The 21,659-nt window shown below is 65.7% G+C and carries 20 protein-coding genes and 2 tRNA genes; 6 read left to right on the top strand and 16 right to left on the bottom strand.

The window, feature by feature from the left end; genetic code table 11:
• Positions 1-93: 93 nt before the first annotated feature.
• The 3 genes from OG326_RS12085 to leuC form a co-directional block, all read right to left on the bottom strand.
• Positions 94-741: an HU family DNA-binding protein gene (locus OG326_RS12085; RefSeq protein WP_327144725.1), complete on the bottom strand. Its 648-nt coding sequence runs from the start codon at positions 739-741 to the stop codon at positions 94-96.
• A 156-nt stretch (positions 742-897) separates the two neighbouring features.
• Positions 898-1,506: a 3-isopropylmalate dehydratase small subunit gene (gene leuD, locus OG326_RS12080; RefSeq protein WP_327144724.1), complete on the bottom strand. Its 609-nt coding sequence runs from the start codon at positions 1,504-1,506 to the stop codon at positions 898-900.
• Between the two features lie 40 nt (positions 1,507-1,546).
• Positions 1,547-2,971, bottom strand: coding sequence for a 3-isopropylmalate dehydratase large subunit (gene leuC / locus OG326_RS12075; protein ID WP_327144723.1), 1,425 nt, complete (start codon positions 2,969-2,971; stop codon positions 1,547-1,549).
• Positions 2,972-3,105: 134 nt separating this feature from the next.
• On the opposite strand from leuC, the gene OG326_RS12070 reads away from it, so the two are divergent.
• Positions 3,106-3,807, top strand: coding sequence for an IclR family transcriptional regulator (locus tag OG326_RS12070; protein ID WP_327144722.1), 702 nt, complete (start codon positions 3,106-3,108; stop codon positions 3,805-3,807).
• Positions 3,808-3,984: 177 nt separating this feature from the next.
• Complete coding sequence (locus OG326_RS12065) at positions 3,985-4,485, top strand: PPOX class F420-dependent oxidoreductase (RefSeq protein WP_327144721.1); 501 nt, start codon at positions 3,985-3,987, stop codon at positions 4,483-4,485.
• A 63-nt stretch (positions 4,486-4,548) separates the two neighbouring features.
• Here OG326_RS12065 and OG326_RS12060 read toward each other — a convergent pair.
• The 4 genes from OG326_RS12060 to OG326_RS12045 all read right to left on the bottom strand — a co-directional run bounded on the left by OG326_RS12060 (position 4,549) and on the right by OG326_RS12045 (position 7,168).
• Positions 4,549-4,624 (bottom strand) — tRNA-Glu (locus OG326_RS12060).
• Positions 4,625-4,699: 75 nt separating this feature from the next.
• Positions 4,700-4,771, bottom strand: a tRNA-Gln gene (locus OG326_RS12055).
• Positions 4,772-4,908: 137 nt separating this feature from the next.
• Positions 4,909-6,381 (bottom strand): glutamate--tRNA ligase, encoded by a 1,473-nt coding sequence (gene gltX, locus OG326_RS12050; protein ID WP_327144720.1) that lies wholly within the window; start codon positions 6,379-6,381, stop codon positions 4,909-4,911.
• Positions 6,382-6,394: 13 nt separating this feature from the next.
• Positions 6,395-7,168: a fumarylacetoacetate hydrolase family protein gene (locus OG326_RS12045; protein ID WP_327144719.1), complete on the bottom strand. Its 774-nt coding sequence runs from the start codon at positions 7,166-7,168 to the stop codon at positions 6,395-6,397.
• A 327-nt stretch (positions 7,169-7,495) separates the two neighbouring features.
• Between OG326_RS12045 and OG326_RS12040 the strand changes: the two genes are divergently transcribed.
• Positions 7,496-8,674, top strand: a complete 1,179-nt coding sequence (locus OG326_RS12040; protein WP_327144718.1) for an MFS transporter — start codon at positions 7,496-7,498, stop codon at positions 8,672-8,674.
• 266 nt (positions 8,675-8,940) lie between these two features.
• On the opposite strand, the gene OG326_RS12035 is transcribed toward OG326_RS12040, so the two are convergent.
• The 6 genes from OG326_RS12035 to OG326_RS12010 all read right to left on the bottom strand — a co-directional run bounded on the left by OG326_RS12035 (position 8,941) and on the right by OG326_RS12010 (position 14,636).
• Positions 8,941-9,948: a 3-isopropylmalate dehydrogenase gene (locus OG326_RS12035; RefSeq protein WP_327144717.1), complete on the bottom strand. Its 1,008-nt coding sequence runs from the start codon at positions 9,946-9,948 to the stop codon at positions 8,941-8,943.
• 117 nt (positions 9,949-10,065) lie between these two features.
• Entirely contained in the window at positions 10,066-10,383 is a 318-nt protein-coding gene (locus tag OG326_RS12030; RefSeq protein ID WP_327144716.1) for a hypothetical protein, read from the bottom strand.
• A gap of 239 nt (positions 10,384-10,622) precedes the next feature.
• Positions 10,623-12,221 carry a phosphoglycerate dehydrogenase gene (gene serA, locus OG326_RS12025; protein ID WP_327144715.1) on the bottom strand — a complete coding sequence of 533 codons (1,599 nt, stop codon included), beginning with the start codon at positions 12,219-12,221 and terminating at the stop codon, positions 10,623-10,625.
• Positions 12,222-12,338: 117 nt separating this feature from the next.
• Positions 12,339-12,743 (bottom strand): globin domain-containing protein, encoded by a 405-nt coding sequence (locus OG326_RS12020; RefSeq protein WP_327144714.1) that lies wholly within the window; start codon positions 12,741-12,743, stop codon positions 12,339-12,341.
• A complete protein-coding gene (locus tag OG326_RS12015) occupies positions 12,700-13,449 on the bottom strand; it encodes a DivIVA domain-containing protein (protein ID WP_327144713.1) in 750 nt (249 codons plus the stop codon). The genes OG326_RS12020 and OG326_RS12015 overlap by 44 nt, the downstream gene beginning before the upstream one ends.
• Positions 13,440-14,636: a globin domain-containing protein gene (locus OG326_RS12010; protein WP_327144712.1), complete on the bottom strand. Its 1,197-nt coding sequence runs from the start codon at positions 14,634-14,636 to the stop codon at positions 13,440-13,442. The genes OG326_RS12015 and OG326_RS12010 overlap by 10 nt, the downstream gene beginning before the upstream one ends.
• A 699-nt stretch (positions 14,637-15,335) precedes the next feature.
• Here OG326_RS12010 and OG326_RS12005 point away from each other — a divergent pair.
• On the top strand, positions 15,336-16,139 hold the full coding sequence (locus OG326_RS12005; protein ID WP_327144711.1) for a nucleotidyltransferase domain-containing protein: 804 nt from the start codon (positions 15,336-15,338) through the stop codon (positions 16,137-16,139).
• Here the strand turns inward: OG326_RS12005 and OG326_RS12000 are convergent.
• Positions 16,117-16,335, bottom strand: coding sequence for a cold-shock protein (locus tag OG326_RS12000; protein WP_327144710.1), 219 nt, complete (start codon positions 16,333-16,335; stop codon positions 16,117-16,119). The genes OG326_RS12005 and OG326_RS12000 overlap by 23 nt on opposite strands.
• A 283-nt stretch (positions 16,336-16,618) precedes the next feature.
• A complete protein-coding gene (locus OG326_RS11995; RefSeq protein ID WP_327144709.1) occupies positions 16,619-18,655 on the bottom strand; it encodes an ATP-binding protein in 2,037 nt (678 codons plus the stop codon).
• Positions 18,656-18,916: 261 nt separating this feature from the next.
• Between OG326_RS11995 and OG326_RS11990 the strand changes: the two genes are divergently transcribed.
• Entirely contained in the window at positions 18,917-20,005 is a 1,089-nt protein-coding gene (locus OG326_RS11990; protein ID WP_327144708.1) for a DUF418 domain-containing protein, read from the top strand.
• A gap of 74 nt (positions 20,006-20,079) precedes the next feature.
• Positions 20,080-21,150 carry an MBL fold metallo-hydrolase gene (locus OG326_RS11985; protein ID WP_327144707.1) on the top strand — a complete coding sequence of 357 codons (1,071 nt, stop codon included), beginning with the start codon at positions 20,080-20,082 and terminating at the stop codon, positions 21,148-21,150.
• Here the strand turns inward: OG326_RS11985 and OG326_RS11980 are convergent, their stop codons facing one another.
• Positions 21,151-21,657 carry a GNAT family N-acetyltransferase gene (locus OG326_RS11980; protein ID WP_327144706.1) on the bottom strand — a complete coding sequence of 169 codons (507 nt, stop codon included), beginning with the start codon at positions 21,655-21,657 and terminating at the stop codon, positions 21,151-21,153.
• Positions 21,658-21,659: the final 2 nt, after the last annotated feature.

Here is a 21,659-nt window from a genome sequence, read left to right as displayed (position 1 = left end):
GTGGTCGGTCATGCGAAACGGCCCGGCAGTGCCGGGCCGTCTCACATGTGGTGCTGCGTCGAAAACCCGTCAGCGACGGGCTGTTCGAGCCCGTCAGCGACGGGCAGTACGCTTCGCCGCGGTCTTCTTGGCGGCCGGAGCCTTCTTCGCGGTCGTCTTCTTGGCAGCGGTGGTCTTCTTGACCGCGCTGGCCTTGACGGCAGCCTTCTTGGCCGGAGCCTTCTTGGCCGCAGTGACCTTGGCCGGAGCCTTCTTCGCAACCGTCTTGGCTGCGACTGTCTTCTTGGCCGTTGCCTTCTTGGCCGGAGCCTTGGTGGCAGCCTTCTTGGCAGTGGTCTTCGCCGGTGCCTTGGTGGCGGCCTTCTTGGCCGTCTTCTTGGCAGCGGTCTTCTTGGCGCCGGGCTTACCCGATACCGGAGCAGCCACACCACGTTTCACGGCCGGGCCGCTCGCGGTGATCTTCTGCTTGCCGGCGATGATCGCCTTGAACTGAGCACCGGGACGGAAGGCCGGCACCGAAGTCGGCTTCACCTTGACGGTTTCACCGGTGCGCGGGTTCCGAGCGACGCGAGCGGCGCGCTTACGCTGTTCGAAGACACCGAATCCCGTGATAGTGACACTCTGACCTTTGTTCACAGCACGCACGATCGTGTCGACCATCTGCTCAACTGCAGCAGTTGCCGTGCGCCTGTCAGTACCCAACTTCTCGGTCAGAACATCGATCAGTTCCGCCTTGTTCATTGAATCCTCCGCAGACTAATGGCCCGTCGTCGGACCGACTAGGTACCACGGTAAACCTTCTTTGGGCAAGAGTCTATCTGCCACACCCATTTTGATGAGAGATGGCACACGACCAGCTACCGCGTTTGGGGGCGTTCAGCTAACGCCCCCCAATGATTACGTCTGCGAAATACGGGCCGGAATGGTCCTGGGTTTCCAAGTCGGCCTTGCGTTTTCGAACTGGTCGATCTCGTCGTGGCGCCGCAGAGTGAGGCCGATGTCGTCCAGACCTTCCAGCAGGCGCCACCGTGTGTAGTCGTCAATATTGAACGGCAACACAACGGTTCCGGCCGTGACGGTGCGCGCCTCGAGGTCGGTTTCCAATTCCAGACCCGGCTGTTCCTCGAGCAACTTCCAGAGCAATTCCACATCGCTCTGGGCCATCAGCGCCGTCAGAAGCCCGTCCTTACCGGCGTTTCCGCGGAAGATGTCGGCGAAGCGCGAGGAGATCACCACCCGGAAGCCGTAGTCCTTCAGCGCCCAAACGGCATGCTCGCGTGAGGAACCGGTACCGAAATCCGGACCGGCGACCAGCACACTGCCGCGGTTGTAGGGCTCGGCGTTCAGAATGAAGTTCGGATCCGACCGCCATGCCGCGAACAGTCCGTCCTCGAAACCCGTTCGGGTAACGCGCTTCAGGTAGACGGCGGGGATGATCTGATCGGTATCGACGTTGGACCGGCGAAACGGGACACCGATCCCCTTGTGGACCTTGAAGGCTTCCATCGTGATTCTCCTGATGTCTATGTGGCCGTAGGGAGCTGAATCAGTTCAGATCCGCCGGTGAGGACAGGGTTCCGCGCACCGCGGTGGCGGCCGCGACCAGCGGCGACACCAGATGCGTCCGAGCGCCCTTGCCCTGTCGCCCTTCGAAGTTCCGGTTCGAGGTCGAAGCGCAACGCTGACCGGGCGAAAGCTGATCGGGGTTCATGCCCAGGCACATAGAGCAACCCGCCTGCCGCCATTCCGCGCCCGCCGCGGTGAAAATCTCGCCCAGGCCTTCCTTTTCCGCCTGCAACCGCACGCGCATGGAGCCCGGCACAATCAGCATGCGAACGCTCTCGGCGACCTTGCGGCCCTTCAGAACGTCGGCAACGGCGCGCAAATCCTCGATACGGCCATTTGTGCAGGAACCCACGAAAACGGTGTCCACAGAGACATCTCGCAGCGCCATACCCGGCGTCAGGTCCATGTACTGCAGTGCTTTTTCGGCAGCCTGACGCTCGTTCTCGTCGTGGATCAGCTCCGGGTCCGGCACCGAGTCACCCAGCGGCAGGCCCTGTCCCGGGTTGGTACCCCAGGTCACGAAGGGGGTCAGCGTGGAGGCGTCGATATGCACCTCGGTATCGAAAGTCGCGCCCTCATCGGTCTTCAGGGCTTCCCATGCCTCGACGGCGGCATCCCAGTCCGCGCCCTCGGGGGCGTGCGGGCGGCCCTTCAGGAAGGCGTAGGTGATCTCGTCCGGCGCGACCATGCCGGCCCGGGCGCCCGCCTCGATCGACATGTTGCACATGGTCATCCGCGCCTCCATGGACATGGCGCGCACGGCCTCGCCGCGGTACTCCAGCACATAGCCCTGGCCGCCGCCGGTGCCGATCTGCGCGATGACCGCGAGAATGACGTCCTTGGAGGTGACGCCGTCCGGCAGCGTGCCGTCGATATTGACGGCCATGGTCCGGAACGGGCGCAGCGACAGAGTCTGTGTCGCCAGCACGTGTTCCACCTCGCTGGTGCCGATACCCATTGCGAGCGCGCCGAATGCACCGTGTGTGGAGGTGTGCGAATCACCGCACACCACCGTGGTGCCCGGCTGGGTCAGACCCAGCTGCGGGCCGACCACGTGCACGATGCCCTGATCGAGATCGCCCATGGGGTGCAGGCGGATACCGAATTCCTCGCAGTTGCGGCGCAGGGTTTCCACCTGCAGGCGCGAGATCGGGTCGGCGATCGGCTTGTCGATATCGACGGTCGGGACATTGTGGTCCTCGGTCGCGATGGTGAGGTCCGGGCGGCGCACCGGGCGGCCGGCCGCGCGCAGGCCGTCGAAGGCCTGCGGGCTGGTCACCTCGTGCACCAGGTGCAGATCGATGTAGATGAGGTCCGGTTCGCGGTTCGCGCCTTCGCCGTCGCCTTGTACGACGACGTGCTGCTCCCAGACCTTCTCCGCCAGAGTGCGTGGCCGATCGGCCATATCTCCATCACCTCTCGATAGGACATAACCCGCGTCCGGGCTGTTGACGCGGGGAGTGCGCCGCGCTGGACCGGAAGGTCCGATGCCGGGAGCCTATTTGCAATTCCCAGCATGCGAGACGCTAATATCGTTCTATGAGACAGCATAGCGGTATCGGTGTTCTGGACAAAGCCATGGCGGTCCTGCACGCCGTCGCCGAGCAACCCTGCGGCCTCAATGACCTGTGCGCCCGTACCGGCCTGCCCCGCGCCACCGCCCATCGCCTGGCCGTGGGCCTGGAGACGCATCGGATGCTGGCCCGTGACAGCCAGGGGCTGTGGCGGCCGGGCCCGGCCCTGTCCGAACTGGCTACCACCGCCAGTGATCCGCTGCTGGACGCGGCCGCCACCATCCTGCCGCGCCTGCGCGAGATCACCGGCGAGAGCGTGCAGCTCTATCGCCGGGACGGCAGTGCCCGCGTCTGCGTGGCCTCGATGGAACCGGCGTCCGGGTTGCGCGACACCGTTCCGGTCGGCGCGCGCATGCCCATGACCGCCGGCTCGGCCGCCAAAGTCCTGCTGGCCTGGGCCGATCCCGAATTGCAGCGGACCGTGCTGCCGGAGGCGGTATTCGGCGAACGCGCACTCGCCGAGGTGCGCCGCCGCGGCTGGGCGCAGAGCGCGGCCGAACGCGCCGCGGGCGTGGCCAGTGTGTCCGCGCCGGTGCGCGATGCCGGGGGCACGGTCATCGCGGCCGTGTCGGTCTCCGGACCCATCGATCGCATGGGCCGCCGGCCCGGCGCCCGCTGGGCCGCCGACCTCGTGGCGGCTGCGGACGCCCTCCACAAACGCCTCTGACGGCCTCGCACAGCCGCTTTGACGCCCTCGCCGGGAATCCGGGTGGGGGCGTCGGCATTTTGAGGGGCTACAGCGAGGGGTGAGCGCGGGCTTACAGCGTGACCACTCAGTGGGATCGCGCAGCCCCGCGCACAGGGGCTGTGACCCGGCTCATACGCCGTAAATTACAGTCGGCTGATGGGAGTCAATCAACGCGCTCAGATCACGATGTCCGACCAGGAGATCGCGGAATTCCTGCAGCGCAGTCGAATCGCCACGCTCGCCACCCTCGGTCCCGCGGGCACCCCGCACCTGACCGCCATGTGGTACGGCCTGATCAACGGCGAAATCTGGTTCGAGACCAAGGCCAAATCGCAGAAGGCCGTGAATCTGCGCCGCGATCCGCGGGTAACCGTGCTGGTCGAGGCCGGCGATACCTATGACCAGCTGCGCGGGCTCTCGATCGAGGGCCGCGCGGAGATCATCGAGGACGCCGACGCGCTGTTCCAGGTCGGAATCAGTGTGTGGGAGCGCTACACCGGGCCCTACAGCGAAGAGATGAAGCCGTTCGTGGATCAGATGCTGAACAAGCGCATCGCGATTCGCATCGTGCCCGAGCGCGTGCGCAGCTGGGACCACCGGAAACTCGGCATGCCCGCGATCCCGCTGGGCGGCAGCACCGCCGGCGCGCTGGACTAGTCGCGCCGGCCCGGCAGAGACAAAAGCGAAGGGCCCCAGCCATATCGGCTGAGGCCCTTCGCGTGGTAGTCCCGACGGGATTTGAACCCGCGCTACCGCCTTGAGAGGGCGGCGTCCTAGGCCGCTAGACGACGGGACCAGGATTGTTGGTGAATTATGTGGTGGCAGTGCCACCGAATCTCCAACTAAAAAGAGAGCCGTGAAGCTCTCTCGGCTGGGGTACCAGGACTCGAACCTAGAATGGCTGTACCAGAAACAGCTGTGTTGCCAATTACACCATACCCCAATGACCCAGGCATTCGGCCTGCTCCTCAGGGGAGCTTCCCGACCGCTTTGCGAGCCGAGAAGAGATTAGCAGGCCGATACCGGGGTTATACAAATCGGCTGGTCAGAGGCCGGTTTTGGGCCACTTTCGAGCCATCCTCAGGACGCAGACCCAGCCGCCAGCGCACTGCGCAGCCGATCCATGGACACCTGACGGCCCAGCAGTTCGAGCGACTCGTACAGCGGCGGACTGATGTGCGATCCGGTGACCGCCACCCGCACGGGTGCGAATGCCTTGCGCGGCTTCAGGCCGAGCTCGTCGATCAGCGCCGCCTTGAGCGACTCCTCGAGTGCGGCGGCCGTCCATTCGGAAATGCTATCCAGCGCCGTCACGGCCGCCTGTAATACCGGAACCGCATCGGGTCCGAGATTCTTTTCCCGTGCCGCCGGGTCGATCTCGAACTCATCCGCGGGAACGAACAGGAACTTCAAGAGATCCCATGAATCACCGAGAACCACGATGCGGGTCTGCACCAAATCTGCGGCTGTTGCGAAGAGCTTCTCATCGATCTCCGCGCCGATATGGCCGTTTTCGGTGAGGTACTCGCGCAGTCGGTGAGCGAAATCACCCGACTCCAGCAACCGAATATGTTCGGCGTTCAGCGCATCGGCCTTCTTCTGGTCGAAACGCGCCGGGTTCGAATTAACTTTCGAGATATCGAACGCCGCCACCATCTCCGCCATGGAGAAGACGTCATGATCATCGGCGATGCTCCAGCCGAGCAGCGCCAGATAATTCAGCAAACCCTCGGGAATGAACCCGCGGTCGCGGTGATGGAAGAGATTCGACTCCGGATCGCGCTTCGAGAGCTTCTTGTTGCCCTGTCCCATGACAAACGGAAGATGCCCGAACTCCGGCGTGCGCTCGGCTACACCGATACGCTGCATGGCTTCATAGAGCGCGATTTGCCGCGGTGTGGAGGACAAAAGATCCTCGCCCCGCAACACGTGGGTGATCTTCATCAGCGCGTCGTCTACGGGGTTTACCAGCGTATAGAGCGGATCGCCATTACCGCGGGTCAGCGCGAAGTCCGGCACCGTGCCGGCCCGGAAGGTGGTCTCACCGCGCACCAGGTCGTGCCAGGTGAGGTCGTGAGCGGGCATGCGCAGGCGGATGACCGCCGGGCGTCCCTCGGCCCGGTAGGCGGCAATCTGCTCGGGCGTCAGATCGCGATCGAAATTGTCATAGCCGAGTTTGGGATCGCGGCCTACCGCCTTGTGCCGGGCCTCGACTTCCTCAGGGGTGGAGAAGGATTCGTAGGCCTCCCCCGCCGCCAATAGCCGCGCCACCACATCGAGATGAATGTCACGCCGCTGTGATTGCCGGTACGGGCCGTACGGGCCGCCGACTTCCGGGCCCTCGTCCCACGTCAAGCCGAGCCAGCGCAGCGCATCCAGGATTGCCTGATAAGACTCTTCGGAATCCCGTGCGGCATCGGTGTCTTCGATACGGAAGACGAATTTGCCGCCGGTGTGGCGGGCGTATGCCCAATTGAACAGAGCGGTCCGGACCAGGCCGACATGCGGTGTGCCGGTGGGAGACGGGCAGAATCGGACCCGAACTTCAGTCATGTCTCTCTCTCGATCAGCGCTTGGCGGCAACGGGATTGGTGAGGGTGCCGATGCCTTCGACGGTCACCGACACGTTCTGACCGGCCTGGATCGGGCCGACACCCTCGGGAGTGCCGGTGAGGATGACATCGCCGGGCAGCAGCGTCATCACGGTGGTCACCCATTCGATCAGCTTCGGAATATCGTGCAGCAGAAGTGAAGTGCGGCTGCGCTGTTTGACCTCGCCGTCGAGCTCGGTGACGATCTCCAGATCCGAAGGGTCCAGCGAGGTCTCGATCCACGGGCCGAGCGGGCAGAAGGTGTCATAGCCCTTGGCGCGGGTCCACTGGCCGTCGTGGCGCTGCTGATCGCGGGCGGTGACGTCGTTGGCGACCGTGTAACCCAGGATCACCTCATGCGCGCGGGCGGCGGGCACGTCCTTGCAGGGGCGGCCGATGACGATGGCCAGCTCACCCTCGTAATCCACCTGAGAGGAGCTGGGCGGCAACATGATCGGCACGTTCGGGCCGATGATGGAGGTATTGGGCTTCATGAAGATGACCGGATCGGCCGGGGCCGGTCCGCCCATTTCGGCGGCGTGGGCCGCGTAGTTCTTGCCGATGCAGATCACCTTGCTGGCGAGGATCGGCGCGAGCAGCCGCACGTCCGCGAGCGGCCAGCTGCGGCCGGTGAACGTCGGATTGCCGAACGGATGTTCGGCGATCTCGCGGACCACGGCGTCACCGCCGTCTCCTTCGATACTGACGAAAGCGACCCCATCTGGGCTGGCAACTCGACCTAGGCGCATGGCTGGCATCCTATCGACCGGCTTCCACCTGCCCGAACGCGCCCGACCGCGGGACACGAGCGGAAGTGGGCGGCCCCGCGGGCACGCCACCGGACCGCCCACCGCGAGGATGCGGCATCCGCCCTCGCATCGGGTGGCGAAAAATGTGGAAAGCCCTTGTACGCAAGATAACTCGGGCAGATTTCCGTCCCCGCCGAATGCCCGGAAAGGGTGTGAGCAAATCGACAGCGTGCCGCGAAATGAGTCCGGGGCAGCAGGTGTACGGTAAGAGCCGATGTTCAATAGATAAGAATACCGTCCCACATATTGAGACTCGAGGTGAATGCCATGACCACCGTGACACAGATCGGTTCGGCCAGACGGTGGAGCATGCTGGGCCTCGGCGTCTTCGCGCAGGGTTCGAGCGCGGTATTCATCAACGGCACGCCATTCCTGCTGCCCGCCTTGACCGATCGCGGATTGTCGCTGGCCACCGCCGGTCTGCTGGTCGCCATGCCGACCCTGGGCCTGGTGTGCACGCTGATCGCCTGGGGCTATGTGGTCGACCGCATCGGCGAGCACAAGGTGCTGGTCGCCGGTCCCGCGGTGATGCTGGTCGCGGGCGTGGCCGCCGCCACCGTCACGAACTACATCGCGCTGGGCGCGCTGCTGTTCGTCGGCGGTATGGGCGCTGCCAGCACGAACGGCGCCAGCGGCCGGGTCATCGTCGGCTGGTTCCCGAAGGATCAGCGCGGCTTGGCCATGGGCATTCGCCAGACCGCACAGCCGCTGGGCGTCGCCATCGGCGCGCTGACCATTCCGGCCGTCGCTGCGGCACACGGTTTCTCGACCGCCATCCTGGTACCCGCGGCGATGGCGGGGGCCGCCGCCGTCGCCTGCCTGTTCGGCATCATCGACCCGCCCCGGCCCGAATCCTCCGGGGACACAGGCCGTCCCGTGAATCCGTATCGCGGCGATTCCACACTGTGGCGCATTCACGCCGTCTCGGTGCTGCTGTGCATTCCGCAGGCCGCCCTGTGGACCTTCGCACTGCTGTGGCTGCACCGCGATGTGGGCTGGTCGCTGGCGGCGGCGGGCGTGCTGGTCACCGTCACCCAAATCCTGGGCGCGGGAGGACGTATCGGCGCGGGCATCTGGTCGGACCGGGTCGCGAGCCGGCTGGGCCCGCTGCGCACCGTCGCCATCGCGGCCGCAATCTCCATGGGCGCCTTGGCCGTAACCTCCTGGGCGCACTGGTGGTGGGCCGCGGTGCCGATCCTGGTGGCCGCCTCGGTCATCACCGTGAGCGATAACGGCCTGGCCTTCACCGCGGTGGCCGAGATCGCGGGCCCCTACTGGTCCGGGCGCGGCCTGGGCATCCAGAATACCGGCCAGAACCTGGCCATGGCCGCCGTCGCCCCGACCTTCGGCGCGCTCATCAGCGTCTCCGGCTTCTCGATCACCTACGTGCTGGCGGCGGTGGTTGCGGCGGCCGCAGTCCCCTTGGTGCCCAGGGATTCCCGCTGACCGGAACGAACCGCTGATATCCGGCAAATCCGGAAGAGCTGCACCCGTTACGTTTTCGCATCCGAATGCATGAATGCGATATGTCTCACTGCCGCAGTTGGTTTCGATGATCGACAGTCCGAGTCGCCCTGTTAGTACCGTACTCGGCGGTAATTACGGTGTGCACCTCGGTGATTGAGCGGCCTTCACAGCGGCCTCATACGACAGCGGCCCCGCATCCCGGAAGGGGTGCGGGGCCGCCGAAATGTCGAAGCCGAAATGTCGGATCAGAGTGCGGCGGCGATGCGGTCGCCGACCTCCACGGTCGAGGCGGGGGCGGTGCGCGAGGCCAGATCCTTGGCGACGGCGGCCTCGATGCGGGCGGCCTCCTCGGTCTTGCCCAGGTGGTTCAGCAGCAGCGAGACCGACAGGATGGCGGCGGTCGGATCGGCCTTGGACTGGCCCGCGATATCGGGGGCGCTGCCGTGCACCGGCTCGAACATCGACGGATTGGCGCCCGAGGCGTCGATATTGCCGGATGCGGCCAGGCCGATACCACCGGACACCGCGGCGGCGAGGTCGGTGATGATGTCGCCGAACAGGTTGTCGGTGACGATCACATCGAAGCGGCCCGGATCGGTGACCATGTGGATGGTCGCGGCATCGATGTGCTGGTACGCGGTTTCGATGTCCGGGTACTCGGTGGCGACCTCGTTGACGGTGCGCGTCCACAGCGAACCGGCGAAGGACAGCACATTGTTCTTGTGCACCAGGGTCAGATGCTTGCGACGCTGACGCGCGGTCTCGAAGGCGTAGCGCACCACGCGCTCGACGCCGAAACGGGTATTGGTGGAGACCTCGGTGGCGACCTCGTGCGGGGTGTTCACGCGAATCGCGCCGCCGGTGCCGGTGTACGGACCCTCGGTGCCCTCGCGGACGACAACGAAGTCGATATCCGGATTACCGCTCAGCGGGCTGGTGACGCCCGGGTACAGCTTGGACGGGCGCAGGTTCACATGGTGATCGAGCTCGAACCGGGTGCGCAGCAGCAGACCGCGCTCGAGCAGACCGCTCTGCACCGAGGGATCGCCGATCGCGCCGAGCAGGATCGCGTCGTGCTGCTTCAGCTCCGGCAGCACATTGTCCGGCAGGATCTCACCGGTCGCATGGAACCGCTTGGCGCCCAGGTCGTATTCGGTCTTCTCCACACCGGGGACCACCACATCGAGCACCTTGAGTGCCTCGGCAATGACCTCGGGACCGATTCCGTCGCCCGGGATGACAGCGAGTTTCATGAAACATTGCTCCGTTCGAATATGCGCCCGTGACACTTTCCGCGGCTCACTAGGAGCCCGCCAGCCACGATAGCGGGTAGTCCCACAACCCCTGTCACCAGGGCGAACCGCTCTCAGCTACTGGGACGGCAGGATTCCGGCGAGCCTGCACTGCTCCTGCACCCGCACCGCGGCCGCATCCTGCTTCGCGTACTCGGACCGGCACCAGGCCCGCGCCTGATCACCGCACGCCCGCTGCTGCTGACCACCCATCGGACCGGCGGATTGCACTGTGACACAACCATTTTCGGAGCGGCTGTAATCGGGCGAACGATCCAGCAGCGCCCACATCAGCACCCCCACCGCAAGAACCACAGTCACGACCGCGGTACCGATCAGCATCCTGCGGCGCTCACGCGGTGAGAGCGGGTCCGTAGGCGGTGTCTTCCCTCGCATTCATCAATGATCCGAGGAAACCCCGCTCTTCGCGCCGACACGGCGAAATCGGCGGCACACAGCACTGCGTCCCCTCCCATGGCCATGGGAGGGGACGCAGTGGCAACGGCGACAACTGATTTCGCGAGGCCCGGGTAACTCCCCGGGCACCCCCAAAATCGGTTCGGCACCCGACCGCCGGCACGCCTGCGCAACCGGCCACGGCGCTCAGCCGGGCGCTGAAGGTCCGGGGAGGCGGGCTAGCTCAGGTCGACCTGGGCGACCTTCGCGGCGCCGACGGCCTCGGCGATCGCGGCCTGGACGTCTGCGGGGACCTCCTTGTTGACGCGCAGGACGACGGTCGCGCCGTCCTGATCGAGGTCCTGGGTCAGCTGCGCGGCCAGGATGTCGATGCCGGCCTCGCCGAGCTTGGTGGCGAGACGGCCGAGCTGACCCGGCTTGTCGTCGTACGCCAGCACGGCCAGGTTCAGGCCCTCGGCGCGCATATCGTAATTGCGGCCGTTGATGTTCACGATCTTCTGGACCTGGTGCGGCTCGGTCAGGGTGCCGGCCACATTCAGGGTGCTGCCGTCGCCGAACACGGCGCGCAGATCGACCAGGCTGCGGTGGGTGGGGCTCTCCGACACGGTGGTGACGGTGGCCTCGAGGCCGCGCTCCTTGGCCAGCGACGGGGCGTTGACGAAGGTGACCGAATCTTCGATGAGGGCGGAGAAGACGCCGCGCAGGGCCGAAAGCTCCAGCACCGCAACATCATTGGCAGTCAGCTCACCGCGCACCTGGACCTCGAGGCTGACCGGCAGCTCGGAGGCGAGCGCACCCAGCAGGGCGCCCTGCTTGCGGACGATCTCCAGCCACGGGGCGACCTCTTCGGTCACCGAACCGCCGGTGACGTTCACGGCGCCGGGCACGAACTCACCCGCGAGGGCCAGCTGCACGGACTTGGCGACATCGGTGCCGGCGCGATCCTGCGCCTCGGAGGTGGAGGCGCCCAGGTGCGGGGTCACCACCACCTGCGGCAGCTCGAAAAGCGGGCTGTCGGTGCAGGGTTCGGTCTCGAACACATCGAGACCGGCGGCGCGCACGTGGCCGGAGATAATGGCGTCGGCGAGCGCCTGCTCATCGATCAGACCGCCGCGGGCGGCATTGACGATGATGACGCCCTTCTTGGTCTTGGCGAGCGTCTCCGCGTTCAGCATGCCCTTGGTCTCGGGCGTCTTCGGCAGGTGGATGGAGATGAAGTCGGCGCGCTCGAGCACCTCGTCCAGGGTCAGCAGTTCGATGCCGAGCTGGGCGGCGCGGGCCGGCGAGGTGTAGGGGTCGTACGCGACGATCTTGGTCTCGAAGGCGGCGAGACGCTGCGCGAACAGCTGGCCGATGCGGCCCAGGCCGATGACGCCGACGGTCTTGCCGAAGATCTCGACACCGTTGAACTTGCTGCGCTGCCAGGTGTGCTCGCGCAGCGTGGCATCGGCGGCCGGAATCTGGCGCGCGGCGGCCAGCAGCAGCGTGACAGCGTGCTCGGCGGCGGTGTGAATATTCGAGGTGGGGGCGTTGACGACCATGACGCCCCGCTCGGTGGCGGCCGGCACATCGACATTGTCGAGGCCGACGCCCGCGCGGGCGACGATCTTCAGGTTCTTGCCGGCCTCGAGCACCTCGGCATCGACGGTGGTCGCGGAACGCACCAGTAGCGCATCGGCTTCGGGCACAGCGGCGAGCAGCTCGGGGCGGTTGGGGCCATCGACCCAACGAACCTCGACGCCGTCACCGAGTGCGTCGACGGTCGACTGGGCGAGCTTGTCGGCGATCAGAACTACAGGACGGCCTGCTTGGCTCACTGTGGGGTACTCCTGCGGGAAAGGGATCCGGGATTTACGGGCGCAAGCTTAGTGGGCGAGGTTTACACACGGAAAGCCGGTCTCGGAACGACTCCGAGACCGGCTCACCAGGTGTGATCAGGCCGCCGCTTCCTCCGCCGACAGCATGATCTCGACCACAGCGCCGTAGGCGGCGGTCCAGGTCTGCGCCAACTCGGGAGTCCACTGCTCGCCGAGGAAATGCTCGAGAGTGGCCAGCAGCGAGGCCCCGGCCACCGGATAGTGATCGGCCACCACACCGAGCTGCGCATGCCGCTGCCCCAGCCGCTGCACGAAAGACGGGTCGGCGGCGAGGGTTTCGACATTGGTCACGATCGCGCCGAGTCCGGCCAGGAAGCGATCGCGCTGTTCGCTCATATCTTCGGCGAACATGCCCCGCACCTCGGGGTGGTTCTCGAACAGGTGCGCATAGAAATACGCCACCGCCTCCGGACCTACCTCACCGACCTGGCTCCAACTCGACTGCAACGCTTCGATATTCATCGTGGTATCCCCCACTTCCCTTTCCTGCGTGATCAATTTCCCCGGCGCCGTCGGCAGCGCCGGGCATGGGCAGTAGTGCGAGCTTGTCGACCTCGACCGAGAGCGTCATGATCATGGCCTGCAATTGGCTGCGCAGCAGTCCGGAATAGGTGCGCAGCTGTTCGTACCGCTGGTCCTCGGCGGCCTGATCGGTGTACCGATTGGCGCCATTGGACCCGGATACCCTTGCCTGGTACAGCATTTCGCGATGCTGCTCGCGCGCGACCCGCATCAGATCGCGGGCATGCTCCTCGGCCTGGCCGATAATGGAATCCGCGGAGAGCTGTGCGCGATTGAGGATATCGACGGCCTGGGCGCTGATTCCCTGTGCGTCCTTGGCCATCTCGTCCTGCAGCCGCGAAATCTCCCAATTGGCATTGGACAGTTGCCGCTGCAGTTCGGCCTTCTCTCCCGCCGAGGACATGGTCTGCATCTGACCTTGCAGCACATCGCATTTCGCGGACAGCTGCCGATTCTCCCGCTGCAGTCGCAGCAGTTCTTCGGAATTGCTGGTGAGCGTCAGCAGACCGTTCTCACGAGCCAGCCGCAGCACGGTCGCGCGCACATGGGTGAGGAACAGGTCCACATCGTCCGCGTCGTATCCCCGGCGTCCCAGCCGTGCGCCCTTGAACCGGGCGGATTGAATGTCTTCGGGTGTCACATCCATTGGCCAACCTTGTCGAAGCTGGGCTGCGCGTCGGCCGAACCGGCGGCGTGGTCGGACGCCGGCGCCTGGCCGAACGTCTCGAATCTGATGGCGTGCCGCGGCATTCCGGCGCCGGTGAGCGCGGAAACGGTGGCGGCGACCATGGTCGGCGAACCGCAGACGAGTGCGGTGGCGCCGGTCAGGTCGCGACCGCGCGCGGCCACCGCGCCGACCGTGCCCTGTACGCCGTGGAATCCGGGGTCTTCGGAGACCACCGGGGTGTAGGTGAACCACGGGTGCTCGGTGCGAGCGGTCAGCGCCTCGTGGTCGTAGAGGTTCCAGGAGGTGCGAACACCGTGGAACAGGTGCACACGCGGTGCGTAACCACCGTGCCCGACTTCCGCACCGACACGATCGAGCACCGCCCGCAGCGGGGCGAGACCGGATCCGCCCGCGATGAGCAGCAGATTGTCGACCGCCTGCGGCGGGATGACGAAGGCGGTGCCGACCGGCGAACCCAGCCGGATCCGGTCACCCGGCCGCACGGATCGCGCGAACGTCGCACTCACCTCACCGCCGTCGACGACCTGCACGTGGATATCGAAGGTGCCGTCCGCTCGCGGTGCGTTGGCCGGTGAGAAGTAGCGCCACAGCCGCGGGCGCTGCGGAATCTCGATGGCGAGCGACTGACCCGCCGCGTAGGTGTAGGGCTGCAGCGGCCGCACGGTGTGCACGGTGACGTCGATGCTGCGCTTCTCGGTGGCGACGATATCCGCCTCCCACCACGCGGGCTGACCGTCGACCTGTTCGGCATGCTCGGCCGCGGCGATCATGATTCCGGCGACCGCCTGATAGGCGGCGGTCCAGGTCTGCGCGAGTTCCTCGGTCCAGCGGGGACCGTGGAAGTGGGCCAGGGTGGCCAGCAGCGATCCCCCGGCCGCCGGATAGTGGGCGGCAATCGCACCGAAGCGGCGGTGGTCGCGACCCAGCTGGGCGACGAACTCCGGATCGGCGGCAAGGGTTTCGACATTGCTGACAATGCGCCCGAGGGCCGCGAAGAACTTGCTGCGCTGGGTGGTCATCCGGATCGGGAACATGTCCCGGACCTCCGGATGCGCGAGAAACAGGTGCGCATAGAAGTATTGGATGGCTTCGTCACCGGCACGTTCGACGAGGCGCCAACTGGCCTTCAGCGCATCGACATTCATCGATGCCGCTTTAGTCGAGGCCCGTCGCACGGCGACAGATCCTGAATCATCAACACTCCACACTTCCCGGGGCACGGCCGATAGCTGCTGTCAGCAGCTATCACTTGCCCTGGACGACCGTCCGAACATCGGTCAACCTAGGGCATGGTGTGAGCGCTGTCGAAACGAGCGAAAACGGCTCCTACCAGCAATTCATCCGCAATCGAGGCGCGGTGCGACGGGGGCCACAGATCGACAGGACCGGGCATACTTCGGTGTGGAATTGTCTTCGAATACAGACAAAGGCCGACCTCAGGGCTGCGAAACCCGAGGTCGGCCTTTTAGCTGTGAGACGGCGGAATTACGCGCCGAAAGAGCCGGTGAACAGCGTGTTCAGGATGCCGTGCAGCGCGGCGGAGCCGGTGCTGAGCAGGCCGTCGAGAGCAGCGGAACCGGTGTCGATGATAACGGGGATCATGGAATAACCTCTCGTGAATCTCAAATTAACTTCGAACGCTGACCATATCGGCGGCCATTTCACGCCCGTTACGGGGGATAAGCAGTATGTGATGGGGGTCACTGATCAACTGGTCGGTGGTCCAGATCACATCCGCCGCGAATTCCCGCCTATAACGGGCAAATCACGCCCCTATTTCAGGGGGCATGACGGCTCCGAAATCCCGTGGACCAGCGGCGCTTCCACCGCTACCGTCACCGTCCATGACCTTGCGCTCGATCCCCTCCTCCATGGACCCGGCAGTGGTCGCGACGATCGACGGCGAACTGGCCCGGATCGAGCGCGAACACCGCGTCACCGTGCGGCTCGCCATCGAAAGTGGCAGCCGGGCCTGGGGTTTCCCGTCTCCCGACTCCGACTACGACTGCCGGTTCGTCTACGTCGGCCACCTGGACGACTATCTGACGCCCTGGCCGGGCCGCGATGTCATCGAGACCCCGCTGATCGGCCTGCTCGACGTCAACGGCTGGGATCTGGTGAAGGCGCTGCGCCTGCTGGTGCGCGGGAACGCGGTGCTGATCGAATGGGTCATGTCACCGATCGTGTACAGCGGAGATCCGCAATTCCTCGCGGAATTGCGTGATCTCGCAGGCGCTGTCGCCGATCGCGATCGGGTCGCGCGGCACTATCTGCACCTGGGCGGCCGCCAGTGGCGACTATTCGACGAGAGCCGGTCGCTGAAGAAGGTGTTCTATTCGCTGCGCCCGGCCATGGCATTGCGCTGGCTGCACGAACACTCCGATAAAGCAGTGGCGCCCATGCATTTGCCAACCCTGCTCGACGAATGCGAATTGCCAACCGAATTCGTCGAATCGGTGGCCGAACTGACGGAGTTGAAATCGCGCACCCGGGAAATGGGTAGCGGAGGCGTGCCCGCGCCGATCGCCGAGTTCATCGCCGCCGAGTTCGAGCGGGCCGCCGCGGAGTTCACCGGGAACGAGCCGGCATACCGCGAGCGCGCCCAGGCGCTGGCCGCCGACTTCTTCAGAAGCCAGCTGCTGCGATGACCCGCACGATCACGGCCTCGGGCCCCGGCTTGGTCCGGCGCACCTCGAACTCGACCCGCTGACCCTCGAGGAGCGACCGGAAGCCGGCGCCTTCGACGGCGGTGTACTCCACGAACACATCGGGACCACCGTCGTCGGGGCTGATGAAGCCGAAGCCCTTCTCGCTGTCGAACCATTTCACAGTGCCGTGCACCAATATCCCCAAACCTCGTCGACCGCCGGGACAACCTGGGCGACGTCCCCACGCGCGCCGCGGTCCATGGTGTCACGGCAACCATTGCCGCGTGCACCCACCCGCGCACCAGCACATCACACAGCCCGCATCCGCGCCGCACAGTCCGCGCCGGCGCCCGGTACCGCACAGTCCGCGTCACTGGACCGCACAACCTACGTCGGAATCACACAGCGCCTGCACACGCTGTGAAGCGCAGACAAGCGACGTGCGGTGCGAGACAGGGGCTGTGCGATGCGGGACAGGGCTATCCGGCGCGGGCGGCGCCGTTTTCCTCGTCGGATCCGCGCATGGAGTAGACGCGGTCGAGGAAGTCGCGGTGGGCGCGGAGCGTGGCGTCCAGGAGTTCACGCCAGGTGCGGCGGTCCACTCGCTGGTCGCTCATCAGCGACGAGAGCGCGGCGGGGCCGAGCCGGTCGATGTGGTCCACGATGAAAGTCAGTCTGCGGCGCGGGAATTGAGCGCCGATGCGCGGGTTCTCATCGAGGAAGCGATCCAGTTCGTAGAGGTAGTTGACGGCACGGTTGTACTCCTCGTCGGTGAGGTGATAGTCCATGCGCTTGATCTCCACGATCCACAGTTCGCCCGAATCGTGCAGCAGCACGAAGTCCGGTTCGCGACGCTCACTGCCGATGGCGGAGGTGAGCAGTGTGGTCCCGAATTTCTGTGCGTACCAGCGTTCGAAACTGGCGCGGACGCGTTTGAGCGATTCGTTCATGCCCAGCGGGGTCCACTCCGGCGCGAGCAGCCAGGGCGCCCGTTCGATCAGTTCCTGGAAGGGGCGTTCCAGGGAGCGGCGGTCGTCGATGAGGGCGCCCAGCCGCTCCACCACGGCGACGCGTTCACTCGCGATCTGGCCGAGCGAGTAGACCTCGGCGACCCGAGCCCGTTCGAACAGTGCCACAACAACATCCATCTCCGGTTCGGCGTCCTCCGCGATCTCCCGGAGCGTTTCCAGCAGACTGCGCTGCGGGCCCAGAGACAATGCCAGGCGCACCATATTCTCGATATGCGCCGGATCATCGAGCGAGGCACGATCCTTGTGCGTCACCAGGATTCGCGCGGCTTCGATCACCGAATCGCGAAACTGCCTGTCCCCCGGTGCGATCGCCTCCAGCGTCTCGCGAATACGGGAGCGTTCGACGAACTCCTCCCACACCCGGCGGCGAATGGATTTCTCACCGACCCGGCCGATCTCCTTGATCAGGGCCTGCCCCCACTGCGCGAGCGCCTCACCGCGCGGGGAGTTCCACATAATGTCCTGGCGATCGGAGCGGACGAGGTCCTCCTCATCGTCGAGCCAGTCCACATGGACGGCGCCGACCAGATAGGAGCGCAGCTTGAACTCACCGGTGAACCCGGCGGGAATGCCGAAATCCCTTGTCTGGGCGACGATCTTGCCGCGTGCGTAGATGCGCACACCCGCCATCGCCTCATCGCGGTAGGGCTGTTTCGAGTACGCGATCCAACCGCTGACCGGTAAGAACTTGTGCCCGAAGCGCACCGGCACCCGGCTCAGATCGATGCGGGTGTCCTCCATGACATCGATCGGCAGGTCACTGAGCGTGAAGCTCTCCTGCCCAATGCAATTGCGGACCTGCACCCGCCAATCCGAGCGCTCGATACCGAAGCGCGAGGCCAATTGCCGGCTCAGCTCGGTACCGCTATTCACCCTCTTGCGGAAGAAGTTTCGCAGGATGACGGTGGTGCCGCGCTTGCTCATGAAGGAGCCGTCCAGCGGGCCCGGCTGCGGGTAGTAGTCGCGTTCGGTGTCCGAGAGCATCTCTCCGAGATCCATCACCAGGTGCGATACCGGCCAGCCCAGCGGCGTGTAGTCGTCCGGATGACTGCCCGCGGTGATGACCTCGATGGTGCTGCAGATGCCGAAGGCCGCGAGCTTTCCGATTCCCTTGCGCCCCATGACCGGCCGCCGCCGCTCCCGCGACAGATCGGACCCGGTGCGAATGCGCCGATCCGAGCCGACCATCAGATAGTGCGCATTGATCTCGTCGGTGGTCATGCCATGTCCGTTGTCGGACACCACGATCTCGTAGGCGGGTTCGTCCGCGGCCCGGACGGTGCCGGCCAGCGTGACGCCCCACGGTAGTGACACCTCCACCTCGGTGGCATCGGCATCGTAGGAGTTGGCGATGAGCTCGGCGAGCACCGCCGAAACCCTGTCGTAGAGCCGGATTCCGAGCTTGTCTATGGCAAGCCTGCTGATCCGCATCGTGTATTTGTGGTCGCCGCATTCCTGCGTGGCCGCATGCACGTCCGTGTACATGGTGGGCCCCCAATTGCCCTCTCGATAGCCTCCGTTCAGCTACCACTGATATCGATGCAACGCCACGCGATTAACAAAGGGCTGAACATTCACCTACCAGTTAGTCACGTTCGCGTTCCGACATTCACCGACCGGTTGCCCATTGCAACGGCAAGGTCTCGGCAACCGATTGCGCACCCGAATCGTGCTCCAGCGCACACTGAACCGTTGCCTCCCGGGCGCCTCACGATCTCCTCATGGTCGGGTGGGCACCATGCGGGGATGACCTCAACGCTCACCATGTCACCCAGGGAGTCGTCTGCGCCGGCGGCAGCGAGACTGGTGGCTCTCGATGTCGCGCGCGGGCTGGCGGTGCTCGGCATGATCGTGGCCCATATCGGCGTCACCCGCGATCTGGCGTGGGGTGATCCGGGCAGCTGGCTGTCGATTGCGAACGGCCGCTCCTCGATACTGTTCGCCACGCTCGCGGGCATATCCATCGCCTTGATGAGTGGGCGGGAACGACCACCGAGCGGGCAGCAGCTGGTGGCGGTGCGGCTGCGAATCCTGGTGCGCGCCTTGCTATTGTTCGCGATCGGCGGACTGCTGACCGCACTCGGCACCGATATCTCGGTGATTCTGCAGACCTATGCGCTGCTGTTCGCCTGCTGCCTGCCGTTCCTGACGTGGACGCCGCGCAGGCTGCTGCTCCTGGCCGCGGGATGGGCGGTTGTCGCGCCCGCGCTGACCGTGTGGCTGGCGCAGGTGATTCCGGGCGGCTGCGACAGTTCTGCCGAAACCTGTTCCGGCGCACAGATAACCGATCTCGCCGTGCTCGGCGACTACCCCGGCGTGGTGTGGATGACCTTCGCCCTCGTCGGGCTCGCGCTGGGCCGCAGTGATCTCGGCTCCACGACAGTGCGCGTTCGCATGCTCGCCACCGGTGTCGGGCTCATGCTGCTCGGCTACGGCGGGGCTTGGCTGGCGAGCGGCAAGGCTGATGCCGAAGCCTCGGAGTGGGCGCAACTCCTTACGGCCGAACCGCATTCGGGATCGACCTTCGAAATCGCCGGATCACTCGGATTCGGTCTAGTGCTACTCGGAACGCTGCTCTTCACCGTGGATCGCTTGCGGCCATTGCTGTTTCCGATCGCGGCGGTGGGTTCCGTCCCGCTCACCGCGTATGCGGCGCATATCGTCGCCATCTGGATCCTCGGCGATTCCGTACCGGAGTCCGAGGGCAATGTGCTGCTGGTGGTCTTCCTGGTATTCACGGTCGCGGCGGCGACGATCTGGGTCTCGACCTTCGGCCGTGGGCCACTCGAACGCCTGGTCACGGGGATCAGCACGCGTGCGGTGCGGTCGGGCTAGGTGACAGAGCTGTCCGAGACGGGAAGAATGCGGGTCGGCGGGCATTCCGCCCCTGTGCGAAGTGAGGAATACGGGTGGCGAACAATCCCATTACCCGGGGCCTGAGCGGGCTCGCCGAACGGTTTGCCGCCCCCGACCTGCCCCGGCCCACGCTGGCCGAGACCATTGCCGCGCGGCAGCGCTTCTTCGGCGCCGACGCGGTGGATTCCGAGACCGGGGCGGTGCGCGCGGACCAGGCGATCCTCACCTGGTTCGGCTGCGCGAGTTTCGCGGTGGCCCTGGGCGGCACGGTCTTCCTGCTGGATGCGTGGGTGCCGCGCGGCGCGACCTCCGGCTATGTGCCGACCACGCCCGCGGAGGTCGCGGCGCTGCGTCCGGCCGCACTCTTCATCGGCCACGGGCATTTCGACCATGCGGCGGATGCCGGGGCGATCGCGCAGGCCAGTGGCGCGGTGTTGTACGGCACGGCCGAACACTGCGCGACGGCACGCACTCAGATCAACTCACCTGAATTCGACTGCGAGGAACTGGGTTCCGCATCGTCGAGGCCGGGTGATCGCTACGATTTCGAACTCGCCGAGGGCCTTTCCGTGACCGCGGTGCGTCACATTCATTCGGCCCGCACCGCGAGGCACGAAGGCCCCGACGCCTGTGCACGCGTGATACCCACCCCCGGTCTCGGCGATATGCTCCGGTACCCAACAACTCTCGCCGATACCGCACAGCTGGTGCGACGGCTCGGCGATCCGGAGGGTGGGGTGCTGCTCTACCAGTTCCGCACCGAAAACTTCACTCTCACATGGCATGACTCGTCCGGGCCGCTGCTGGACAAAGCTCCCGGGGTACTGGAGGTGCTGCGCACACTGCCCGCGTCCGATGTGCACGTCGGCGCGGTGCAGGGCTACAACCAATTCACCAACGGGCTGCGCGACCCGCGGAGTTATATCGAGGCGCTGCGCCCGAAGGTGTTCGTGCCCAACCATCATGACAATTGGTTCCCGCTGATCACCGCACGTGGCGCGGCCTTCCGCGCGCCGCTGGAAGCCGAGTTGGCGCGCATTCCGGACGGGCCGGAGCTGCGCATGCTGCTCGACCCGGACGACTATGTCGCACCGGGGCGCTTGGCGTTCAAACTAGGCGGGTAATCAGCGGAAGCGCAGCACCATCGTCACGCTGGTGCTGCCCGCCGGGTTCGTATGCGCGGAACTCGGCACGGCGACGAATCCCAATCGCTCGTAGAGCCGCAGCGCCGGATTCTCTTCTCGCACACTCAGACTCACCGCATCGTGCAGCGGTCGCGCCGCATCGAGCAGTGCGGTCATGAGGGCCGTGCCCAATCCGGTGCCACGCATTCCGGGCGCGACACCGATGGCCAGTTCCGGCGTGCCGTCGTCCACATATCCGTATGCGGCATTGTCACCGGTGAAAAGTCGCAGCCATGCGGCTCCTCGCGGCACCCCGTCGACCTCGCCAATGGTGCCGAGATCGCCTGCGGCGCCCCAACCTTCGACGTAATGCGCGAGTGAGGGCACCGCCCGCAGCTCATCAGGGGACACCCTCCCCTGCTCCTGGGAGTACGAGGCTTCGAAGAGCATCGACCACAGAAACTTCTCGTCCGCCGCCTCGGCCGGACGCACAAACACGCTGGACACCG

It is taken from the genome of Nocardia sp. NBC_01327, from assembly GCF_035958815.1.
Lineage (GTDB): Bacteria > Actinomycetota > Actinomycetes > Mycobacteriales > Mycobacteriaceae > Nocardia.
This window is presented reverse-complemented; position numbering and strand designations above follow the sequence as displayed.